Raw genomic sequence first — 21,639 nt, forward strand, 5'->3', positions numbered from 1 at the left:
CTGCGGCAGCTCCTACACGGTCATGTAGGAGCTGCCGCAGGCTGCGATCTTTTGATCTTAACCGCGAGACTTTTCGATCAGCTCGATGTATTCCGGGGCATTGCGCTGATCGGCGATCAGCTCAACGAAGGTCTTGCCCTGCTCGTCTTTGCCATCAACGTCATAACCGGCCTCAACGAAGAAGCCCAGAAAGCGTTCGAAGTCGTCGATGCGCAGGCCACGGTATGCCTTGATCAGTTTGTGCAGCGACGGCGAAGTGGCGTCGACCGGCTCAAAATCGAGGAACAGCTTGATCTGCTCATCGCCGATCTCGTCACCAATCACTTGTTTCTTATCTTTACGCATTGCCGACTCCAGCTCGCAGACATTACACGGGGCCGGCAGTTTACCCCTGCCCGGCCGCCCGGCTCAACGCGATCGCACCGCCCCGGTGTGCAAATCGGCCCAGATATGGCCGTTGGCGTAACTGAGGAACTGCACATACACCGTGTCATTGCGCAGCAGATCAATGATCACGCGGTATTGGGCCTGTGGATAAAACAACGTCAAGGTTTTGCTCTTGTCGTCGTAGATCGGCTTTTTCAGGCTTTTGCTTTCGCCGTCGAAATTCACCAGCACTTGGGTGATGGTTGCGCCCTTGTTCAAGGATTTGCCCTTGAGGCGGATCAGCAGCGGCGAGGTGACCGGGATCGGTTGCTGGTTGGATTGGCGTTGCGCGCCGACGACCACGGAATAATCGGTGACCTGCAGCAGTTGCTGCTGTTCGGGCTCGGCATCGCGCACGGTCAGATCGTCCGGCGGCAGGAACTGGCTGTGCATCGGCGCGGCGGACAGGGGCATGCTGAGGGTCAGCAACAGGGCGGCAAAGCTGCGGATCAAGAGGCGCATGACAGGCTCCGGAGGCGGGGCCGAGCACTCTAGCATGGGATTAAAAGCAAAAGATCGCAGCGTTCCGCAGCTCCTACATTGAACCTGTAGGAGCTGCCGAAGGCTGCGATCTTTTGATCTTGCTTACATGCCTTTAACGGCAAAGATCCCGTTGGCGTTGCGCCAGTAGCCTTTGTAGTCCATGCCGTAACCGAAGATGTAGCGGTCGATGCACGGCAGGCCGACGAAATCGGCTTTCAGGTCAGGACGCGCCTTGCGGTCGTGATCCTTGTCGATCAGCACGGCGGTGTGCACTTTGCGCGCGCCGGCGTGTTTGCAGAAGTCGATGATCGCGCCGAGGGTGTGACCTTCGTCGAGGATGTCGTCGATGATCAGCACGTCGCGGTCGATGAACGAAACTTCCGGCTTGGCTTTCCAGAACAGATCGCCGCCGCTGGTTTCGTTGCGATAACGGGTCGCGTGCAGGTACGACGCTTCCAGCGGGAAGTGCAGATGAGTCAGCAGCTTGCCGGAGAAAATCAGGCCGCCGTTCATCACGCAGAACACCACCGGGTTGCTGTCAGCCAGTTGTTCGTTGATGTGTGCACCGACACGGGCGATGGCCGCTTCGACTTCAGCTTCGGTGTACAGGCAGTCAGCCTCTCGCATGACTTGACGGATATGCTCGAGATCAGCGGACATGGCGCTCTCCAGGGGTGGCGGAATTGGAAAAGCGGGCAAAGGTACGCATCCATTGAGGCCGAATCAAGCCTTTATGGACTAACGTACAGAATGTCCTATAGGACATCACCCTCGGATAGATTAATCTAGGCCGGTTTTTTTGCCCGCCGCCGGAGTTTTTCCATGCCCATCCTCGAGATCCGCCATCCGCTGATCCGTCATAAACTCGGCCTGATGCGCCGCGCCGATATCAGCACCAAGAATTTCCGTGAGCTCGCTCAGGAAGTCGGCGCCCTGTTGACCTATGAAGCTACAAAAGATTTGCCGCTGGAGTCCTACGATATTGCAGGCTGGTGCGGCACCGTGTCGGTCGAGAAGATCGCCGGCAAAAAGATCACCGTCGTGCCGATCCTGCGCGCCGGCATCGGCATGCTTGAAGGCGTGCTGAGCCTGATCCCGGGTGCCAAGGTTTCCGCTGTGGGCGTCGCCCGCAACGAAGAAACCCTGCAAGCGCACACTTATCTGGAAAAACTGGTTCCGGAAATCGACGAACGGTTGGCGATGATCATCGACCCGATGCTTGCCACTGGCAGTTCGATGGTTGCGACCATCGACCTGCTGAAGAAAGCCGGCTGCAAAGACATCCGCGCGATGGTGCTGGTTGCCGCGCCGGAAGGCATTGCTGCCGTAGAAAAAGCTCACCCGGACGTGACCATCTACACCGCGTCCATCGATGAGCGTTTGAACGAACACGGTTACATCATCCCTGGACTTGGCGACGCCGGTGACAAGATCTTCGGCACCAAGCAGAAGGACGCGTAACCATGCAGCAAGAGTTCAACGATCCGCTCTGGCGCACGGTGCTGTCCGGCGCCCAGATGCTGTTCGTGGCTTTCGGCGCTTTGGTGCTGATGCCGCTGATCACGGGCCTGGACCCGAACGTGGCACTGTTTACCGCAGGTCTTGGGACGATTCTGTTCCAGATCGTCACCGGGCGTCAGGTGCCGGTGTTTCTGGCGTCGAGCTTCGCTTTCATCACCCCGATCATTCTCGCCAAGGGCCAGTTCGGCCTCGCCGCGACCATGGGCGGCGTGATGGCAGCCGGTTTCGTCTATACCTTCCTCGGCCTTGCCGTGAAGATCAAAGGCACTGGCTTCATCGACCGTCTGCTGCCGCCGGTGGTGATTGGTCCGGTGATCATTTCCATCGGCCTGGCCATGGCGCCGATTGCCGCGAACATGGCGATGGGCAAGGCTGGCGATGGTTCGGAACTGATCCACTACCAGACCGCGATGCTGATCTCGATGCCGGCGCTGCTGACCACGTTGATCATGGCGGTGTTCGGCAAAGGCATCTTCCGCCTGGTGCCGATCATCTCCGGCGTGCTGGTCGGTTTTGCCATGTCGTTCTATTTCGGCGTAGTTGATACGGCGAAGATTGCCGCCGCACCCTGGTTTGCGATCCCGCATTTCACCGCGCCGGAATTCAACTGGCAGGCGATCCTGTTCATCGTTCCGGTGGCGCTGGCCCCGGCCATTGAACACATCGGCGGCGTGATTGCCGTGGGTAGCGTGACCGGTCGTGACTATCTGAAGAAGCCAGGTCTGCATCGCACCTTGCTCGGTGACGGCATTGCCACCACCGCAGCCGGTCTGTTCGGCGGTCCGCCGAACACCACCTACGCCGAAGTGACGGGCGCCGTGATGCTGACCAAGAACTACAACCCGAAAATCATGACCTGGGCGGCGGTTTTCGCCATCACCCTGGCATTCATCGGCAAGTTCGGCGCGCTGCTGCAGAGCATTCCGGTGCCGGTGATGGGCGGGATTCTGTGCCTGTTGTTCGGTTCGATTGCGGCGGTGGGGATGAACACCCTGATCCGTCACAAGATCGATCTGGGCGAAGCACGCAATCTGGTGATCGTCTCGGTGACATTGGTGTTCGGGATTGGCGGTGTGCTGGTCGGCACCGGCACCGGTCCAGACGACTTCGGCCTCAAAGGCATCGCGCTGTGCGCGGTGGTGGCGATTGCGCTGAACCTGATTCTGCCGGGCAATGATGGCTGGAAGAACAAGAAGGCGGATGAGCCGCTGATCTAAACCTTTAGATCGTCATCGCCGGACAGATAGCTATCGCGAGCAGGCTCACTCCTACAAGGTTAACGCAATGCCTGTAGGAGTGAGCCTGCTCGCAATTTGCTTTTAGAGGGCCAGCGGTGCCCGCTCGCAGAGGGTCGCCAGCGCCTTCGCCCATTGCGGGTCATCATTGAGGCACGGCACCAACACCAACTCCTCGCCCCCCGCTTCGCGGAACTGTTCCTTGCCGCGATCGCCAATCTCTTCCAGCGTCTCGATGCAGTCGGCAACAAACGCCGGGCACATCACCAGCAACTTCTTCACACCGCTTTTACCCAGCTCATCCAGCCGCGCTTCGGTGTACGGCTCGATCCACTTCGCCCGCCCCAGACGGGACTGAAACGATACCGACCATTTGCCCTCCGGCAGGCCCATGCGCTCAGCAAACAGCGCCGCCGTGCGCAGGCATTGCGCGCGATAACAGGTCGCCATGACCGCAGGCGAGGCGTTCTTGCAGCAGTCGTCATTCTTGAAGCAGTGATTGCCGGTCGGATCGAGTTTGGTCAGATGCCGCTCGGGCAAGCCGTGGAAGCTCAGCAACAAGTGATCGTAGTCCTGCTGCAGATGCGGTTTGGCGCTTTCGACCAGCGCGTCGAGGTATTCGGGCTGATCGTAGAACGGTTGCAGTACCGACAGGTTCACATCGAGTTTCTTCTCGCGAATCACCCGTTTGGCTTCTTCGATCACCGTGGTGGTGGTGCTGTCGGCGAACTGTGGATACAGCGGCGCCAGCGTGATGCGCTTGTGCCCCGCCGCGACCAGTTTCAGCAGGCAGGTTTCAATCGATGGCTCGCCGTAACGCATCGCCAGTTCCACCGGGCCTTGGGTCCACTGCATGGTCATCTGCTGTTGCAAGCGACGGCTGAGCACCACCAGCGGCGAGCCCTCCTCCCACCAGATCGACGCATAGGCGTGGGCCGACTGCTCCGGACGTTTGATCAGGATCAGCGACACCAGCAGACGCCGCACCGGCCACGGCAGGTCGATCACGTACGGGTCCATCAGGAATTGATTGAGGTAGCTGCGCACATCGGCCACCGAGGTGGAGGCCGGGGAACCCAGATTGACCAGAAGCAAAGCGTGATCGGTCATGCAACGTCCTATTTCAGAGGCGGCTGGAGAGGTCGTCCAGAGCCGCGCGTAAATCCGTGAACTGGAAAGTGAAACCCGCTTCCAGCAAGCGTGCCGGCAAAGCCTTCTGACCGCCGAGCAACAACAAAGACATCTCGCCGAGACCGACCTTCAGAGCCAGGGTCGGCATCGGCATGAACGCCGGACGGTGCAGAACACTGCCCAGCGTCTTGGCAAATTCGCGATTGCGCACCGGTTGCGGCGCGCACGCATTATAAGGACCACTGGCCTGCTCGCGGTGCAGAAGAAAATCAATCAGGGCGATTTGGTCGTTGATATGAATCCACGGCATCCACTGCCGGCCATTACCCAAAGGCCCGCCGAGCCCGAGCTTGAACGGCAGCAACAGCCGCGACAAAAAGCCGCCGTCGGCCGACAGCACCAACCCGGTTCGCACCAGCACCACGCGGATGCCCTGCGCTTCGGCTCGCTGCGCGGTTTCTTCCCAGGCGATGCACAACTGGCTGGCGAAATCGTCGATCACCGGCGGCGACTCTTCGGTCAGTTCGCGTTCACCGCCGTCGCCATACCAGCCAATCGCCGATCCGGAAATCAGCAACGCCGGTTTCTGTGATCGGGTGTCCAGCCACGCCAACAGGCTTTCCGTCAGCGTTATGCGGCTGCTCCACAACAGCGCTTTGCGTCGATGGGTCCACGGCCGATCGGCAATCGGAGCGCCCGCCAGGTTGATGATGGCGTCCAGCGGCTCGTCGCCCAGGTCTTCGAGACGTGCGATGCCACGTACCTGCGCACCGCAGATTTTCGCGACTTTCTCCGGCTTGCGACTCCACACCGTCAGGCGATGGCCCTGCCCCAACCAGTGTCGGCAGAGCTGACGTCCGATCAAACCAGTACCGCCGGTCAGCAATATGTGCATGACATCTTCCTCGCGTGGCGTTTAACCCGGATCACTAGTCTATTTTTAAAAGCAGGGATCTTTTCTATCGGGCAGGCTCTATTGTTTAACCATAGGCCAAGCTGTCAGAACGAGAACGCTAGAAGTTATACCAAAAAACAAAATTGTACAGGTTTCATCCACGGCGTAGTCTGTACAGAAAGGTAAACGAGGCCCCTATGACTGTACCTATCGCAATCATCGGCACCGGCATCGCCGGACTCTCCGCCGCCCAGGCTCTGACAGAGACCGGGCATACCGTGCAACTGTTCGATAAAAGCCGCGGCAGCGGTGGGCGCATGTCGAGCAAACGCAGCGACGCCGGTTCGCTGGACATGGGCGCGCAATATTTCACCGCCCGCGACCGCCGCTTCGTCACCGAAGTGCAGCGTTGGCAAAGCCAGGGCTGGGCCGCCGAGTGGACGCCGCAGCTCTACACCTATCAGGGCGGGCAACTGAACCTGTCGCCGGACGAGCAGACCCGCTGGGTCGGCGCGCCGCGCATGAGCGCCATCACCCGTGGCTTGCTCGATGGCCTGGAAGTGCATTTCGCCTGCCGCATCACCGAAGTGTTTCGCGGTGAAGAGCACTGGCATTTGCAGGATTCCGAGGGCTTCACCCACGGCCCCTTCAGCCATGTGGTGATCGCCACGCCGGCACCGCAAGCCACCGCATTGCTGGCTGCCGCACCGAAACTCGCCGGTGCCGCCGCCGGGGTGAAAATGGACCCGACCTGGGCCGTCGCTCTCGCCTTCGAAACACCACTGGATACGCCGATCGAAGGCTGCTTTGTGCAGGACAGCCCGCTCGACTGGCTGGCGCGCAACCGCAGCAAACCGGGGCGCGACACCACCCTCGACACTTGGGTGCTGCATGCGACCAGTGCGTGGAGCCGGCAACACATCGATCTGTCCAAGGAAGCGGTGATCGAGCAACTGCACGGCGCCTTCGCCGAACTGTTGCACAGCGCGATGCCAGCGCCGACGTTCAGCCTCGCCCATCGCTGGCTCTATGCACGCCCGGCGACGGGGCATGAATGGGGCACGCTGGCCGATGCCGATCTGGGCCTGTACGCCTGCGGCGACTGGTGCCTGTCGGGGCGTGTGGAGGGTGCGTGGTTGAGTGGTCAGGAGGCTGCGCGCCGCTTGCACGAGCACCTGCAATGAACCGCATCAATCCGCGCAAATTGCTGCTGTCGAAATGGACAGCAGCCCACCCGCAGAACCGTGAAAAGCATTTTCTGGTGACCGAGTTGTTCCGTGATGAGGAAGGCACGGTGCTGGAAGTTGAATTGCAGGCGGTGTTGACCCAGCGTGCTGAACGGCTTGATTGGCAGATTCTCAAGAACAGCGAGCATTGGTTATTGGGTTGGCAATAGACCCTGTAGGAGTGAGCCTGCTCGCGATAGCGGTGGGTCAGCCACATCTGTGCTCACTGACACAACGCTATCGCGAGCAGGCTCACTCCTACAGGGATCGCATTCCAATTCAAAAAGTTATACAAACAATTTGACTTGTACACCTTTGAATCTATGCTAAGTCAATGTTGTACAGAGATTGCACTCTGTACAGGTTTAGATTCGAGGTGCTTATGCTCGCCCTTCCCGCCGTCAAACCGAAAATCGCCATCAGCGCTTGCCTGCTGGGCGCAGAGGTGCGCTACAACGGCGGGCACAAGGAATCGCGCCTGTGCAGCCGCACCCTCACGGAATATTTCGATTTCGCCCCGGTATGCCCGGAAGTCGCGATTGGCCTGGGCATTCCGCGCGAACCCATCCGCCTCGTCGGTGATCCCGACCATCCGCAAGCCATCGGCACGGTCAATGCGTCGATCAACGTCACCCAGCCACTGGCCGCGTACGGCGAACAAATGGCCGGCGAACTTGATGACATCTGCGGCTATATCTTCATGCAGCAATCGCCGTCCTGCGGGCTGGAACGGGTCAAGGTCTACCACGCCAACGGCGCCCCGGTGAACGGTGGCGGGCGCGGTATTTACGCTCAAGCCTTCTGCGCACAACACCCGGATTTGCCGGTGGAAGAAGCCGGGCGCCTGAACGATCCGGTGCTGCGGGAAAACTTCATCACCCGCGTATTCGCCTACAGCGCCTGGCAGCAAGTGCTCGCCGATGGCCTCAGCCGCCGCGCCCTCACCGAATTCCACTCACGCTACAAATACCAACTGATGGCTCACAACCCGCTGCAATACAAAGCACTGGGCAAACTGCTGGGCAACATGGCCCATAGCGATCCCGCCGAACTCGGCCCGCGCTACTTCAGCGAGCTTATGGCGGCGCTGAAAAAATGCGCCACACGCGGCACGCACTGCAACGTGCTGCTGCACATCAGCGGTTACCTGAAACAAGTCCTCAGCGCCGAAGACAAACAGGAAATGGTCCACGTCATCGGCCAGTACCGCCAAGGCATCGTGCCGCTGGTGGTGCCGTTGACGCTGCTCAAACATCACTTTCGCCAACACCCCGATCCGTACATAGCGCAACAGGTTTACCTGCAACCGCACCCGGAAAACCTCAGCCTGCGAAACGCCATCTGATGAACGACAAACTCGACTCCAGCGCCCAGGAAGACCTCGGCGCCGACTTCAAGAAAGCCCTCGACGAAGGCTGGCTGCCGATCCGCGAAGTCGCGCGGCAGACCGGCGTCAACGCGATCACCCTGCGTGCGTGGGAACGCCGTTACGGGCTGATCGTGCCGCAACGCACACCCAAGGGCCACCGGCTGTATTCGGCGGAACATGTGCAGCGGATTCTGGCCATTCTCACTTGGCTCAACCGTGGCGTGGCGGTCAGTCAGGTCAAGCCGCTGCTCGACACCCCGCAAGCCTTCAACGAAATCGTGGAAAACGACTGGCAGCGCCTGCGCCAGACATTGCTCGCCGCCGTCAGCCAACTCAACGAGCGCAACCTCGACGACAGCGTCAACCAAGCGATGGCGCTCTACCCGCCGCGCACCCTGTGCGAGCAATTGCTCATGCCGCTGCTGGCCGATCTTGAGCAGCGCTGGCAGGGGCAATTCGGCGCGCAGATGGAGCGCACGTTCTTTTTTTCCTGGTTACGCAGCAAATTCGGTGCGCGCATCTACCATAACAATCGTCAGTTGCACGCTGCGCCCTTGTTATTGATCAACCATTCCGACCTGACACTGGAACCTCACCTGTGGCTGTGCGCGTGGCTGATCAGCAGCACCGATTGCCCGGTGCAAGTGTTCGACTGGCCGCTGCCGGCCGGTGAACTGGCGCTGACCGTCGAACACCTGCAAGCCCGTGGCGTACTGCTGTATTCCAGCAAAGCCATGAACCTTGCGCAGTTGCCAAAGTTATTGAGTGGCGTCACCTGTACGAAACTGATTGTCGGACCAACGGTATGCATCCACCACGCCGAGTTGTCCGTAAGAACTTCCGAGATCGCTGATGTTTACCTGGCCGAAGATCTGCTTTCAGCACACCAGGTACTCGTTCAGCGTGGGCTGATTTAATGATGGGTTCAAAGTCATGCAATTGATCTGGCTGCGCAGCGACTTGCGCCAACACGACAACACCGCCCTCGCGGCCGCCGCAGCACGCGGCCCGACCGTGGCCGTGTACCTGTTGAGCCCGCAGCAGTGGCTGGAACACGACGACGCCGCGTGCAAGGTCGACTTCTGGTTGCGCAATCTCAAAGAGCTGAGCGAAAGGCTCGGTGAACTGCACATTCCTTTGTTGATCCGCACTGCAACGCATTGGGACAAAGCCCCGGCGGAACTGCTCAAGCTGTGCCGGCAACTGAAGATCGAAGCGGTCCACGTCAACGAAGAGTACGGCGTCCACGAAAGCCGTCGCGATGCCGCAGTGGCCGAAACCCTGCAAGCTGAAGGCATCGACTTTCACAGCTACCTCGATCAGTTGCTGTTCAAACCGGGCACGGTGCTGACCAAGACTGACACCTACTTCAAAGTATTCAGCCAGTTCCGAAAGGTTTGCTACGAGCGCCTGCATCGTTCGATGCCGGCGTTGGTCAAAGCCCCCGGCAAACAGGCCAAACTCAAGCTCGACAGCGACCCGATTCCCAATTCCGTGAAAGGCTTCGCCACCCCGAGCGAATCCCTTCAAGCGCTTTGGCCGGCCGGTGAAAAAGAAGCCCGACGCCGCCTCGACACCTTCACCGACGTGCAAATCGATTACTACCAAAGCGAACGCGACTTCCCGGCCAAACCCGGCACCAGTCAGCTCTCGGCATATCTGGCAGCGGGCGTGATTTCGCCGCGCCAATGCCTGCACGCCGCATTGCAAAGCAATCAGGGTGAATTCGAAAGCGGCAAGGTCGGCGCCGTTACCTGGATCAACGAACTGCTGTGGCGCGAGTTCTACAAGCACATTCTGGTCGGCTATCCGCGGGTCTCGCGTCACCGAGCGTTCCGCCCGGAAACCGAAGCGCTGGCCTGGCGTGATGCACCGGACGATCTCGCTGCCTGGCAAGAGGCGCGCACCGGCCTGCCAATCATCGACGCCGCCATGCGTCAACTGCTCGACACCGGCTGGATGCATAACCGCCTGCGCATGGTGGTGGCAATGTTCCTGACCAAGAATTTGCTGATCGATTGGCGTGAAGGCGAGCGCTTTTTCATGCGTCACCTGATCGATGGCGACCTGGCCGCGAACAATGGCGGCTGGCAGTGGAGCTCTTCGACCGGCACCGACTCCGCGCCGTACTTCCGCATTTTCAACCCGCTAAGCCAGTCGGAGAAATTCGACAGCGAAGGCCTGTTCATCAAGCACTGGCTGCCGGAACTGGCCGGGCTGAACAAGAAGGAAATACACAACCCGGCCAAGCTCGGCGGGCTGTTCGGCGTCGCCGATTATCCGTCGCCGATCGTCAACCTCAGCGCCTCACGCGAACGGGCACTGGCCGCGTTCAAGAACCTGCCATCGCGCACCTCGATGGGAGGTGAAGATGAGTGAATTCCTGCGCCGCTTCGCCCGTCAATTCTGCGAGTTGAACAAAGACAACCTGCACCGACTGGGCGAGCTGTACAGCGATGACATTCACTTCACCGACCCGCTGCACGAGGTGCAAGGGCTGGGGCAATTGAACGACTATTTCAAAGAGCTGTACGCCAACGTCAGCGAGTTGCGCTTTGACTTTCACGGTTTCGACCAGATTAGCGACGGCGAAGGTTACCTGCGTTGGGTCATGAGTTGTCGCCATCCGCGCCTGGCGGGCGGCAAAGTGATTCGCGTCAGCGGTTGCTCGCATCTGCTCTGGCGCGACAAGGTTTATCGCCACCGGGATTACTTCGATGCCGGGGCGTTGTTGTATGAGCATTTACCCGTATTGGGCCGGGTGATCGCCTGGCTAAAAAGGAGAATGGGATGAGTCGTACACCTCCACGGCGCTATTGGTTGACCGGGGCCAGCAGTGGCATCGGCGCGGCGCTGGCTGAAGAGATTCTGAAATCCGGTGCGCATCTGGCGGTCAGTTCGCGCTCGGTTCCGGCGCTGAAAGTCTTGTCACAGCGTTATCCCGGCCAGGTATTGGTCGTGCCGGGTGATCTGACCAACAGCCAGACCGTCCGTGAAATCGGCGAACAGATTACCGAGCAATGGGGCTCGCTGGACTCGGTGATTCTCAACGCCGGCACCTGTGAATACGTTGATGCCAAGCAGTTCGATGCGTCGATCATCGAGCACGTGGTGCGCACCAATTTGCTCGCCAGCAGCTACTGCATCGAAGCCGCCCTGCCGTTGTTGCGCAAAGGCACCGCACCGCATCTGATCGGCGTGGCCAGTTCGGTGACCTACCTGCCGTTGCCACGGGCCGAAGCCTACGGTGCATCCAAGGCCGGGCTGCGCTACCTGTTCGAATCGCTGCGCATCGATCTGGCGGATGAAGGCATTGAAGTCACCATCGTCAGCCCCGGTTTCGTCGAAACACCGCTGACCGCCAAGAACGATTTTCCCATGCCGCTCAGTTGGCCTGTGGATAAAGCTGCGCGGCACATCTTCGCCAAACTCAAGGATCGTCCCCTGGAAATTGCCTTTCCGGCGCTGTTCATGGCGGCGTTGTGGCCGCTGTCGAAACTTCCCGCCAGTCTGCAACTGGCGATCGGCAAACGCATGGTGCGCAAGTCACCGCCGCTGCGGGATCCGGCATGAAAATCGCTATCGTCGGCAGCGGGATCGCCGGGCTCACCTGCGCCCACCTGCTCAATCGCCGACATGACGTGCACGTGTTCGAGGCCAGCGACTGGGTCGGTGGCCACACGCACACGGTCGATGTAACGGTCGCCGGTCGTCAGTACGCGGTGGACACCGGCTTCATCGTGTTCAACGACTGGACCTATCCAAACTTCATTCGCCTGCTCGGCCAACTCGGCGTGCCCTTCAAAGCCACCGAAATGAGTTTTTCCGTGACGGATCCCGACACCGGTCTGGAATACAACGGCAACAACCTCAACAGCCTGTTTGCCCAGCGCAGCAATCTGTTGTCGCCGGGGTTCTGGGGCATGTTGCGCGACATTCTGCGCTTCAATAAAGAAGCCCAGCGTGACCTTGCCGAACTGCGCATTTCCAGCGACATGACCCTCGACGATTACCTGAAGGCAGGGAATTACGGCGAGCGCTTCATCCTGCATTACATCGTGCCGATGGGCGCGGCGATCTGGTCGATGCCGATGGCCGAGATGCTCAATTTTCCGCTGCAGTTCTTCGTACGCTTCTTCAAGAATCACGGGCTATTGTCGGTCAGTGATCGTCCGCAATGGCAAGTCATCGAAGGCGGATCCAGTGCCTACGTGGCGCCGCTGACCGCTTCGTTCAAAGACAGGATTCGCCTCAACTGCCCAGTGGCGCGGGTGGATCGCGATGAACACGGCGTAGTTATCCACAGCCCGGCCGGCATCGAGCATTTCGACAAAGTGGTGTTCGCCTGTCACAGCGATCAGGCGCTGAAATTGCTCGCCAGCCCGAGCGGTGCCGAACGGGAAATCCTCGCTGCCCTGCCCTACGCCGACAACGAAGTGGTGCTGCACACCGACACGCGTCTATTGCCGACGCGCAAACTGGCGTGGGCCAGCTGGAATTATCGTCTCAGCGGCGCCGGCCATACCCACGCCGCCGTCACCTACGACATGAACATCCTGCAAGGCATTCAGAGCGACACCACGTTCTGCGTCAGCCTCAATCAAAGCGCCGGCATCAGCCCGGACAAAGTGCTCGCCAAATACACCTACGCCCATCCGCAATACAGCCTCGCGGCGGTGGCGGCGCAGAATCGCTGGGCAGAACTCGACGGCGCGCAACACACCCACTATTGCGGTGCCTATTGGGCCAATGGTTTCCATGAAGACGGCGTGGTCAGCGCCTTGCGTGTGGCGTCGGCGTTTGGGGAAACCCTATGAACAGCGCCCTCTACAGCGGCTGGATCGGTCATCGGCGTTTCTCGCCGCGCGCGCATGCCTTCCGCTACAGGATCGGTTTGCTCTATCTCGATCTTAGCGAACAGGACGCCGTGCTCGCCCTGTCGCCGCTGGCGGGGCGCAGTCGTTTTGCGCCGTTCTCGTTTCGCGAAACCGATTACCTGAAGAGCTTTACCGGTCGCGGTGTGCGCCTGATCGATGCAGTGCGCCAGCAGGTCGGCATTGCCATTGGCCATGAGCCGCAAGGCTCGGTGTGTCTGCTGACCCAAGCGCGCAGTTGGGGCTTGTCGTTCAACCCGGTGAGTTTCTTTTATTGCCATGAGGCCGACGGCCAACTGGCGGCGATTGTCTGTGAAGTCACCAACACACCGTGGCGCGAGCGTTATCACTATGTGTTGCCGGCGCGTACGCCGAGCAATCTGCAGGATTTTCATCAGCATTTTGCGGTGGCCAAGGCCTTTCACGTTTCGCCGTTTCTGCCGCGTGATCTCGAATACCGCATGAGCTTCAGCCCCGCCGCGCAAACCCTCGGCGTGCACATGGCCGACTGGCAGGGCGAAGAAAAACTGTTCGACGCGACGCTGAACTTGCAACGCGAAAGCCTCGACCGTCACAGCCTGCATCGTTACTTGCGGCGCTTTCCGTGGATGACCGCGAAAACCGCCTTGGCGATTTACTGGCAAGCGCTACGACTGCTGCTCAAGCGCGCACCGATCTTTGCTCATCAGGCTGCCGACGGCAGCTTTCAAACCGCCACTGTGCCTCCCAAGGAGCACCGCCATGAAATCCTCTAGCCTGTCGGTCAATCGGCTCAGCACTAACGGTTTGACCGGTTCGCTGCTGCGCCGTGGCGTATTGCGTCAATTGGGTCAGCTCAAACACGGGCAACTGCTGGTCGTCGAAGACGGCGAACGCTTGATGTTCGGCACGCCTGGCGGTGCCTTGCTCGGGGAAATCCATGTGCTGGATTCGGCGGTCTGGGGCTTGGTCGCCGGCAACGGTTCAATCGGCGCGGGCGAGGCGTTTATCCATGGTTACTGGAGCTCGCCAGACCTGACGGCGGTGGTGCGCGTGTTCGTCAGCAACCTCGATGTGCTCGATGCGATGGAGGGTGGCCTGGCCCGAATCAGCCGGCCATTGGTGCAAGGCCTGCACTGGCTCAATCGCAATACACGCAAGGGTTCGCAGAAAAACATCGCCGCGCATTACGACCTCGGCAACGATCTGTTCGAACAGTTTCTCGACCCGACGATGATGTATTCGGCAGCGCAGTTCCTCACGCCCGAAGACACCCTTGAGCAGGCGCAACTGAACAAACTCGAACGGATTTGCCAGAAACTCGCGCTCAAGCCCAGTGACCATTTGCTCGAGATCGGCACCGGTTGGGGCAGCATGGCGCTTTATGCGGCGCAGAATTACGGCTGCCGCGTCACCACCACAACCCTGTCGAAAGAGCAGTACGCGTTTACCGCGCAGCGCATCGAACAACTCGGCTTGCAGGATCAAGTGACGCTGCTGCTCAAGGACTATCGCGACCTCACCGGCGAGTACGACAAACTGGTGTCGATCGAGATGATCGAGGCAGTCGGTCATCGCTTTCTGCCGACCTACTTCAAACAGTGCGCGCACCTGCTCAAGAGCAACGGCCTGATGCTGATCCAGGCGATCACCATTCGCGAGCAACGCTATGAACAGGCCAAGCGCGGCGTCGATTTCATTCAGCGCTACATTTTCCCCGGTGGCGCCCTGCCCTGCGTGCAGAAGATGCTCGAAGTGGTCGGCCGCGACACCGACATGAACCTGCTGCACATGGAAGATTTCGGCCTGCATTACGCGAAAACCCTGCGGCTGTGGCACGAGAACTTCCGCCGCGCTCATGGCCGCTTGAGCGAGTTGGGTTACGACGATTACTTCCTGCGCTTGTGGGAGTTTTACCTGTGCTACTGCGAGGGCGGTTTCCTCGAACGCACCATCGGCACCGCGCAATTGCTGCTGGCCAAACCGGCCGCAATGACTGCGCCGCTGCTTGGCCGCTTCGATGCCTGAGCGTATCGCCAATGCCGTGCTGTTCCAGATCGGCTGGCTGACCTGTGTGCTCGGCGGCAATAGTTTGTGGTTGTTATTGGCGCTGGCGGTACTGGTGATTCATCTTTGCTGGATCAGCAGTTGGGCGGCTGAGGGCCGCTTGATTCTCAGCGTAGTGATTGTCGGCACGGCGGTGGACAGCGTTTTGCGTGGTTTAGGCGTGTTCGAATTCCGCGATCAGTCACCGCTGATTCCGCTCTGGCTGATGCTGTTGTGGGCGCTGCTCGCGACCACGCTGCGTCACTGTCTGCAATGGAGCGCTCGGCCGTGGTGGCTGGCGAGTGTGCTGGGCGCGGTCGGCGGTGCGTTGTCGTATTACGGCGGTGGACATCTGGCCGGCGTGCGATTTCCCTACGGCGAATTACCCACGCTGATCGGCATCGGCCTGCTCTGGGCGCTGTTGTTTCCGCTGTTGCACACAATGGCTCGACGTCTGGCGCACTGAGCGTCTGTCAGAGCTTTCACACGCAACTCGGCGACTGCCTTACACTGCCGCCATGAAAACCATTCCCCACCAGCAAATCAGCGAGCCTGCGGTCACGTGTTCGACCTGCGCGGCGTGCTGCTGCCAGCTCGAAGTGATGCTGATCACCGACACCGGTGTGCCGGATCGCTTTATCGATACCGATGACTGGGGCGGCGAAGTGATGCTGCGTCTGGACGACGGTTGGTGCGCGGCGCTGGACCGCGACACGATGATGTGCACGATTTACGAAAAACGTCCGCTGATCTGCCGCGAGTTCGAGATGGGTGCACCGGAGTGCATTGAAGAGCGCCAGGGCATCAGCACTGCCTACCGCTGATCCCAAAAACAAAAGATCGCAGCCTTCGGCAGCTCCTACAGGTGAAACGCGATCCCATGTAGGAGCTGCCGAAGGCTGCGATCTTTTGATCTGGCTTACAACGGCATGGTGTAGTGCAGCGCGTAACTTTCTACGCCGTCGTTATCACTGGCCAGGCCGGCGTTGGAATAGTGCGTCGCACGAATCCCGACTTCATGCCCGCCATTGAAGCGCAGACCGAAACCGAGACGGTCTTCGAACTGGAAGGAACCGCCGATGTTATTACTTTCATACTTGGTGTTGGAGAACGCAGCCACACCAATACCCGCTTCGATATACGGTTTGACCGACTGACCGGCAAACTCGTAAACAAACACCGGCGAGAACGACAGGCTGTTGTTGCTGGAGGTCTTGTCACCTTCCCAATAGGTGTAGGCACCGCTCCAGTAACCGGTCAGGCGACCGACGTCGCTCTGCAGCCAGCTCTTGTCCCAATCGAAATTCATGCCCAAGCGGTAAGTCATGGTCGAATCGCTGGTTGCACCCACTGCAAATTCAACACCTGCAGCTTGCGCGGTAATACTTTGCCCCATCAGTGCGGCCGCAATCGCGGCCAAGCAGAATAGTCGCTTCACTTTGAAACTTCCTTTTCCGGAACGATCGTTTGGTTTTCTAGATAACTCATCGCTATAGAAGCTAGCGCTTGCTCAGAAGTTCAGCTCATTTTTTAGTTATTTCACATTTTTTTTACAAGCTGAATTTTTGCACTTCGCCTGCTGTTTGCCCAAGTAGCGGCAGGATGTTCTTAAAGTACTGCGGATCGGCACTGGTCCAGAATCTGACCGACTGGTTCGGGCCGCCAGCGAGCAAATCGCGCTCCGCCAACAAACGCTGAAGTTGCCGCGCCACGGCGGCCCCGGTATCGATCAGGCTGATGTCCTCGGCGATCATCGACTTGAGCATCGGCTTGAGAAACGGATAGTGGGTACAGCCGAGAATGATCGTGTCGCAACCGCTGGCCAACAGCGGGTCGACATAACTTTGCAGCAACGCGCGCAACTCGGCGCTGTGCAGATCGCCACTCTCAATCAATTCGACCAGACCGGGACAGGGCTGGGTGATCACTCGCACGTCAGTGGCGAAGCGATCAAGCAGCGCGGCGAACTTGGCGCTCTGCAAAGTCCCGGTGGTGGCGAGCACGCCGACCACACCGCTGCGCGTCGCGGCCGCTGCGGGTTTGACCGCCGGTTCCATGCCGACCAGCGGCCAGTCGGGAAAATCACGGCGCAAATCAGCCACACCGGCAACGGTCGCGGTATTGCACGCCAGCACCAACGCTTTGGCGCCCTGTTCACGGAAAAATCCGGCCATCACGCTGCAGCGCTGACGGATGAATTCCGGGGTTTTCTCACCGTAGGGGATGTGGCCGCAATCGGCGACGTACAGCAGCGATTCATTGGGCAGCAAGCGCTGGATTTCTGCCAGGACCGACAAACCGCCGACGCCGGAATCGAATACGCCGATGGGCGCTTCACGCATGGCGCGGGCCACAGACGCTGCAACCCGGATCACGCTTGACCCGCAGCTCACGGAAACGCGAACCCAAGGCATCGATCAGCAACAAGCGACCGACCAGAGGTTCGCCAAAACCGACCAACACTTTCATCGCTTCCAAGGCCTGAAGGCTGCCGACCAGCCCCACCAGCGGCCCGACTACACCGGCCTCGCTACACGTCAGTTCAGCTTCGCTGCCGTGCCCATATAAACAGTGGTAGCACGGGCTCTCGTAGCGGCGCGGGTCGAACACCGACAACTGTCCTTCAAGGCGAATCGCCGCGCCGCTGACCAGTGGCTTTTGCGCAGCCACGCACGCGGCGTTGACCGCTTCGCGGGTGGAGAAATTATCGGAACAGTCGAGCACCAGATCCACCGCTGCCACGGCTGCGGCGAGAGAGTCCTCGTCCAATGCCTGACGATGGGCCACCAGTTGAATCTCGGGGTTGATCGCGCCGAGACGCTTGAGCGCCGAGTCGACCTTGCTCATGCCGACGCTGTCGGTGTCATGAATGATCTGGCGTTGCAGGTTGGTCAGGTCGACTGTGTCGAAATCCGCCAAGTGCAGCTCACCGACTCCCGCCGCCGCCAGATACAACGCCACCGGCGCACCGAGACCGCCGAGACCGACGATCAGCACGCGACTGTCCTTGAGCTTCAACTGCCCATCGATGTCGATGTGTTGCAGCAGAATCTGCCGGCTGTAGCGCAGCAACTCCTGATCATTCAGCACGGCAAGCGCCCCAGACTGATGCGTTGATGGCCGCCCAGATCGGTGCGGCTGTGGACTTCTTCGAAACCGCGCGCCAGCAGCAGATCGCGCACGGCTTCGGCTTGATCATAGCCATGTTCGAGCATCAGCCAGCCACCGGCCTCCAGATAATCCGGGGCCTGGGCGACGATCAGACGCAGATCGTCGAGCCCGTCTTCACCGGCAACCAACGCACTGGCCGGTTCGAAGCGCACATCGCCTTCGACCAGATGTGGATCGGCGGCGGCAATGTACGGCGGGTTGCTGATGATCAACTGAAAACGCTGACCTTCCAGCGCACTGAACCAATGGCTGCTCAGCACCGTGGCGTTGTTCAAATGCAGGCGCTGGCGATTGCGCTCAGCGAGTGCCACGGCTTCGAGCACGCGATCCACGGCGGTGACTTTCCACGCTGGGCGCTCGCTGGCCAACGCCAAGGCAATCGCGCCGCTGCCGGTGCCGAGATCGAGCACCTTGGCCGGAGTCGCGGGGAGCAATTCCAGCGCCGCTTCCACCAACAGTTCGGTGTCCGGGCGCGGGATCAGCGTGTGCGGCGCGACTTCCAGATCGAGTTTCCAGAAACCCTGCTGACCGAGAATGTAGGCCACCGGCTCACCGCCACGACGACGTTGCAGGTAGTCGGCAAAGGTCAGCGCCGCTTCACTCGGCACGATGCGCTCGGGCCAGGTGTGCAGAAAGCTGCGCGATTTGCCCAACGCAGCCGCCAGAAGCAATTCGGCGTCCAGACGCGCGGTGGGCGAGTCCGGCAGTTCAGCGGCGCGCAGCAGGCTGGCGATGATGGTCATTTATTCACCTATCGCGGCGAGTTGGTCCGCCTGGTATTCGGCCAGCAACGGCTCGATCACTGCTTCAACGCCACCGGCGAGAATTTCATCCAGCGAGTACAGGGTCAGGTTGACGCGATGGTCGGTGACCCGGCCCTGAGCAAAGTTGTAGGTGCGGATGCGCTCGGAACGGTCGCCGGAACCGACCAGCAATTTACGTTCGCTGGCGATGGCATTCGCCGCCGCTGCGGTCTGCTGATCATTGAGCTTGGCCGACAGCCAGGCCATCGCCCGCGCCCGGTTCTTGTGCTGGGAACGTTCTTCCTGGCACTCGACGACGGTGCCGGTCGGTATGTGGGTGATGCGGATTGCCGAGTCGGTGGTATTGACGTGCTGACCACCCGCCCCGGAGGAGCGGAACGTGTCGACGCGCAAATCCGCCGGGTTGATCTCGATGGCTTCGCGCTCGTCCGGCTCGGGCAACACCGCCACGGTGCACGCCGAGGTGTGGATACGGCCTTGGGATTCGGTGGCGGGTACGCGCTGTACGCGGTGCGCACCGGATTCGAACTTCAGCTTGCCGTAGACGTTGTCGCCTTCAATGCGCGCGATGACTTCTTTATAGCCACCGTGTTCGCCTTCGTTTTCCGAAAGGATTTCCACGCGCCAGCCGCGACGCTCGGCATAACGCGAGTACATACGGAACAGGTCGCCGGAGAAGATCGCCGCCTCATCGCCACCGGTGCCGGCGCGGATTTCGAGAAAGACGTTGCGCCCGTCATTCGGATCCTTGGGCAGCAACATGCGCTGCAGATCGGATTCCAGGGTGATCAGCAATTCCTTGGCTTCGCGGACTTCTTCCACGGCCATTTCACGCATGTCCGGGTCGCTGTCCTTGAGCAGCGCCTGCGCGCCTTCAAGATCGCTTTGTACGCCGAGCAGCTTTTTATAGCCTTGCACGACCGGCTCAAGTTCAGCGTATTCCTTGGAATAGGCGCGGAACTTGGTTTGATCGGAAATGACTTCGCCGTCGCCGAGCAACGCGGTCAGTTCCTCGAAACGGTCCTGGAGGACATCCAGCTTATTGAGCAGTGACGCTTTCATTGCGGTTTTTTATCCGAAAAGCTATCCGGTGAGCCCTCAAGGGCAAAGAGTTCCTGAGCCATGGCCAGCGCATCGAGGCGGCCTTCGGCAGAAAGCTTTTTCAGTTGCACGCTGGGCGCATGCAACAGTTTATTGGTCAGGCCACGGGCCAGTTGCCCGAGTACGTCTTCGGCATTACCGCCGTTGGCCAGCAGGCGCAGGGCTTTTTGCAGCTCCTCGTCGCGCAGGCGTTCGCTCTGTTGACGATAGGCCTTGAGCACATCGACCGCCGCCAGCTCGCGCAGGCGCACCATGAAATCATCGGCGCCGACCGAGACCATCTCTTCCGCCGCCTGGGCTGCACCCTGACGGCTCTTGAGGTTTTCGGCGACCACTTCATGCAGATCGTCAACGCTATAGAGGTAAACGTCGTCCAACTCGCCGACTTCTGGCTCGATGTCGCGCGGAACGGCGATGTCGACCATGAAGATCGGTTTGTGCTTGCGCAGCTTCAGCGCGCTTTCCACCGCGCCCTTGCCCAGAATCGGCAACTGACTAGCGGTCGAACTGATGACGATGTCGCTGCGCACCAGTTCGGCCGGAATGTCCGACAGCAAAACTGCGTGGGCGCCGAACTGCTCGGCCAACAGGCTGGCGCGCTCGAGCGTACGGTTGGCAACGACGATGCGCTTGACGCCCAGCTCATGTAAATGGCGGGCGACCAGAGTAATGGTCTCGCCGGCGCCGATCAGCAAGGCCTGACTGCGTTGCAAATCACTGAAAATCTGTTTCGCCAGGCTGACGGCAGCAAATGCCACGGACACCGGGTTTTCACCGATCGCGGTGTCGGTGCGCACCTGCTTGGCGGCGTTGAACGTCGCTTGAAACAGTCGCCCCAACAACGGGCCGATGGTGCCGGCCTCGCGCGCCACGGCGTAGGCCGATTTCATCTGACCGAGAATCTGCGGTTCGCCCAGCACCAGCGAGTCGAGCCCGGAGGCGACGCGCATCATGTGACGAACTGCCGCATCATCTTCATGCACATAAGCACTTGCGCGCAGCTCATCGAGGCTTAAATGGTGGTAGTCGGCCAGCCAGCGCAGCACGATATCCGCCGACAGCTGATCCTGTTCTATATAAAGCTCACTGCGATTGCAGGTGGAGAGGATCGCAGCCTCGCGGCTGTCGGTCAGTCGGCAGAGCTGCTGCAAGGCTTCCACCAGTTGCTCAGGCGTAAAGGCCACGCGCTCGCGGACGTCTACTGAAGCAGTCTTGTGGTTGATACCGAGTGCGAGGAAGGCCATTCAAGGTCGCTGATGGTGACGTGAAGCCGGCAATTGTCCTACTTCGAAAGATTCAGAACAACTACCGCTGACTATTGTCCCAATCGTCAGCCCCTATAATGGGCACAATTTGGCTCATTGCAGGAGCTGCCGCAGGCTGCGATCTTTTGATTGTGGTTTTTCGAATCACCAGCA

25 protein-coding genes are annotated in these 21,639 nt (G+C 60.0%); 14 read left to right on the top strand and 11 right to left on the bottom strand.

Annotated features, from left to right (window positions below):
* Positions 1–57: 57 nt before the first annotated feature.
* The 3 genes from EJA71_RS24515 to EJA71_RS24525 all read right to left on the bottom strand — a co-directional run bounded on the left by EJA71_RS24515 (position 58) and on the right by EJA71_RS24525 (position 1,569).
* Complete coding sequence (locus EJA71_RS24515) at positions 58–345, bottom strand: PA4642 family protein (protein ID WP_141127554.1); 288 nt, start codon at positions 343–345, stop codon at positions 58–60.
* Positions 346–408: 63 nt separating this feature from the next.
* Entirely contained in the window at positions 409–888 is a 480-nt protein-coding gene (locus EJA71_RS24520; RefSeq protein ID WP_158960170.1) for a hypothetical protein, read from the bottom strand.
* Between the two features lie 123 nt (positions 889–1,011).
* Positions 1,012–1,569, bottom strand: coding sequence for a hypoxanthine-guanine phosphoribosyltransferase (locus tag EJA71_RS24525; protein ID WP_122595453.1), 558 nt, complete (start codon positions 1,567–1,569; stop codon positions 1,012–1,014).
* 162 nt (positions 1,570–1,731) lie between these two features.
* Between EJA71_RS24525 and upp the strand changes: the two genes are divergently transcribed.
* Positions 1,732–2,370 carry a uracil phosphoribosyltransferase gene (gene upp / locus EJA71_RS24530; protein ID WP_007912842.1) on the top strand — a complete coding sequence of 213 codons (639 nt, stop codon included), beginning with the start codon at positions 1,732–1,734 and terminating at the stop codon, positions 2,368–2,370.
* Positions 2,371–2,372: 2 nt separating this feature from the next.
* Entirely contained in the window at positions 2,373–3,647 is a 1,275-nt protein-coding gene (locus tag EJA71_RS24535) for a uracil-xanthine permease family protein (RefSeq protein ID WP_158960172.1), read from the top strand.
* Positions 3,648–3,749: 102 nt separating this feature from the next.
* Here EJA71_RS24535 and hemH read toward each other — a convergent pair whose 3' ends face one another.
* Together hemH and EJA71_RS24545 are read right to left on the bottom strand one after the other, a co-directional pair.
* Positions 3,750–4,775 carry a ferrochelatase gene (hemH, locus tag EJA71_RS24540; RefSeq protein ID WP_158960174.1) on the bottom strand — a complete coding sequence of 342 codons (1,026 nt, stop codon included), beginning with the start codon at positions 4,773–4,775 and terminating at the stop codon, positions 3,750–3,752.
* A 13-nt stretch (positions 4,776–4,788) separates the two neighbouring features.
* Positions 4,789–5,691, bottom strand: coding sequence for a TIGR01777 family oxidoreductase (locus EJA71_RS24545; protein ID WP_158960176.1), 903 nt, complete (start codon positions 5,689–5,691; stop codon positions 4,789–4,791).
* A gap of 197 nt (positions 5,692–5,888) precedes the next feature.
* On the opposite strand from EJA71_RS24545, the gene EJA71_RS24550 reads away from it, so the two are divergent.
* The 12 genes from EJA71_RS24550 to EJA71_RS24605 all read left to right on the top strand — a co-directional run bounded on the left by EJA71_RS24550 (position 5,889) and on the right by EJA71_RS24605 (position 16,009).
* A complete protein-coding gene (locus EJA71_RS24550) occupies positions 5,889–6,875 on the top strand; it encodes an NAD(P)/FAD-dependent oxidoreductase (RefSeq protein ID WP_158960177.1) in 987 nt (328 codons plus the stop codon).
* Positions 6,872–7,087, top strand: a complete 216-nt coding sequence (locus tag EJA71_RS24555; protein ID WP_158960179.1) for a TIGR02450 family Trp-rich protein — start codon at positions 6,872–6,874, stop codon at positions 7,085–7,087. The genes EJA71_RS24550 and EJA71_RS24555 overlap by 4 nt, the downstream gene beginning before the upstream one ends.
* A gap of 212 nt (positions 7,088–7,299) precedes the next feature.
* Complete coding sequence (locus tag EJA71_RS24560; RefSeq protein WP_158960181.1) at positions 7,300–8,262, top strand: DUF523 and DUF1722 domain-containing protein; 963 nt, start codon at positions 7,300–7,302, stop codon at positions 8,260–8,262.
* Entirely contained in the window at positions 8,262–9,203 is a 942-nt protein-coding gene (locus tag EJA71_RS24565; protein WP_158960183.1) for a MerR family transcriptional regulator, read from the top strand. The genes EJA71_RS24560 and EJA71_RS24565 overlap by 1 nt, the downstream gene beginning before the upstream one ends.
* Before the next feature lie 16 nt (positions 9,204–9,219).
* Entirely contained in the window at positions 9,220–10,665 is a 1,446-nt protein-coding gene (gene phrB, locus EJA71_RS24570) for a deoxyribodipyrimidine photo-lyase (RefSeq protein ID WP_158960185.1), read from the top strand.
* Entirely contained in the window at positions 10,658–11,080 is a 423-nt protein-coding gene (locus EJA71_RS24575) for a nuclear transport factor 2 family protein (protein ID WP_158960187.1), read from the top strand. Before phrB ends, EJA71_RS24575 begins: the two co-directional genes overlap by 8 nt.
* A complete protein-coding gene (locus tag EJA71_RS24580; RefSeq protein WP_158960189.1) occupies positions 11,077–11,859 on the top strand; it encodes an SDR family oxidoreductase in 783 nt (260 codons plus the stop codon). Before EJA71_RS24575 ends, EJA71_RS24580 begins: the two co-directional genes overlap by 4 nt.
* A complete protein-coding gene (locus EJA71_RS24585; protein WP_158960191.1) occupies positions 11,856–13,103 on the top strand; it encodes an NAD(P)/FAD-dependent oxidoreductase in 1,248 nt (415 codons plus the stop codon). Before EJA71_RS24580 ends, EJA71_RS24585 begins: the two co-directional genes overlap by 4 nt.
* A complete protein-coding gene (locus tag EJA71_RS24590; RefSeq protein ID WP_158960193.1) occupies positions 13,100–13,915 on the top strand; it encodes a DUF1365 domain-containing protein in 816 nt (271 codons plus the stop codon). Before EJA71_RS24585 ends, EJA71_RS24590 begins: the two co-directional genes overlap by 4 nt.
* On the top strand, positions 13,902–15,167 hold the full coding sequence (locus tag EJA71_RS24595; RefSeq protein WP_158960195.1) for a cyclopropane-fatty-acyl-phospholipid synthase family protein: 1,266 nt from the start codon (positions 13,902–13,904) through the stop codon (positions 15,165–15,167). Before EJA71_RS24590 ends, EJA71_RS24595 begins: the two co-directional genes overlap by 14 nt.
* On the top strand, positions 15,160–15,651 hold the full coding sequence (locus tag EJA71_RS24600; protein ID WP_158960197.1) for a DUF2878 domain-containing protein: 492 nt from the start codon (positions 15,160–15,162) through the stop codon (positions 15,649–15,651). The genes EJA71_RS24595 and EJA71_RS24600 overlap by 8 nt, the downstream gene beginning before the upstream one ends.
* 52 nt (positions 15,652–15,703) lie before the next feature.
* The gene (locus tag EJA71_RS24605) at positions 15,704–16,009 is read left to right on the top strand and encodes a YkgJ family cysteine cluster protein (protein ID WP_158960199.1); all 306 of its coding nucleotides are present in this window, start codon (positions 15,704–15,706) and stop codon (positions 16,007–16,009) included.
* 95 nt (positions 16,010–16,104) lie between these two features.
* On the opposite strand, the gene EJA71_RS24610 is transcribed toward EJA71_RS24605, so the two are convergent.
* The 6 genes from EJA71_RS24610 to hemA form a co-directional block, all read right to left on the bottom strand.
* Positions 16,105–16,623 (bottom strand): acyloxyacyl hydrolase, encoded by a 519-nt coding sequence (locus EJA71_RS24610; protein ID WP_158960201.1) that lies wholly within the window; start codon positions 16,621–16,623, stop codon positions 16,105–16,107.
* Between the two features lie 112 nt (positions 16,624–16,735).
* Positions 16,736–17,527, bottom strand: coding sequence for a glutamate racemase (gene murI, locus EJA71_RS24615; RefSeq protein WP_158960202.1), 792 nt, complete (start codon positions 17,525–17,527; stop codon positions 16,736–16,738).
* The gene (locus tag EJA71_RS24620; protein WP_158960204.1) at positions 17,520–18,275 is read right to left on the bottom strand and encodes a molybdopterin-synthase adenylyltransferase MoeB; all 756 of its coding nucleotides are present in this window, start codon (positions 18,273–18,275) and stop codon (positions 17,520–17,522) included. The genes murI and EJA71_RS24620 overlap by 8 nt, the downstream gene beginning before the upstream one ends.
* A complete protein-coding gene (gene prmC, locus EJA71_RS24625) occupies positions 18,269–19,099 on the bottom strand; it encodes a peptide chain release factor N(5)-glutamine methyltransferase (protein WP_158960206.1) in 831 nt (276 codons plus the stop codon). The genes EJA71_RS24620 and prmC overlap by 7 nt, the downstream gene beginning before the upstream one ends.
* On the bottom strand, positions 19,100–20,182 hold the full coding sequence (gene prfA, locus EJA71_RS24630) for a peptide chain release factor 1 (protein WP_158960208.1): 1,083 nt from the start codon (positions 20,180–20,182) through the stop codon (positions 19,100–19,102). It lies immediately after the preceding gene.
* A complete protein-coding gene (gene hemA / locus EJA71_RS24635; RefSeq protein WP_007951716.1) occupies positions 20,179–21,465 on the bottom strand; it encodes a glutamyl-tRNA reductase in 1,287 nt (428 codons plus the stop codon). Before hemA ends, prfA begins: the two co-directional genes overlap by 4 nt.
* Between the last annotated feature and the right edge of the window lie 174 nt (positions 21,466–21,639).

Source organism: Pseudomonas sp. PB106, assembly GCF_009764645.1.
In the GTDB taxonomy this organism is placed as follows: domain Bacteria; phylum Pseudomonadota; class Gammaproteobacteria; order Pseudomonadales; family Pseudomonadaceae; genus Aquipseudomonas.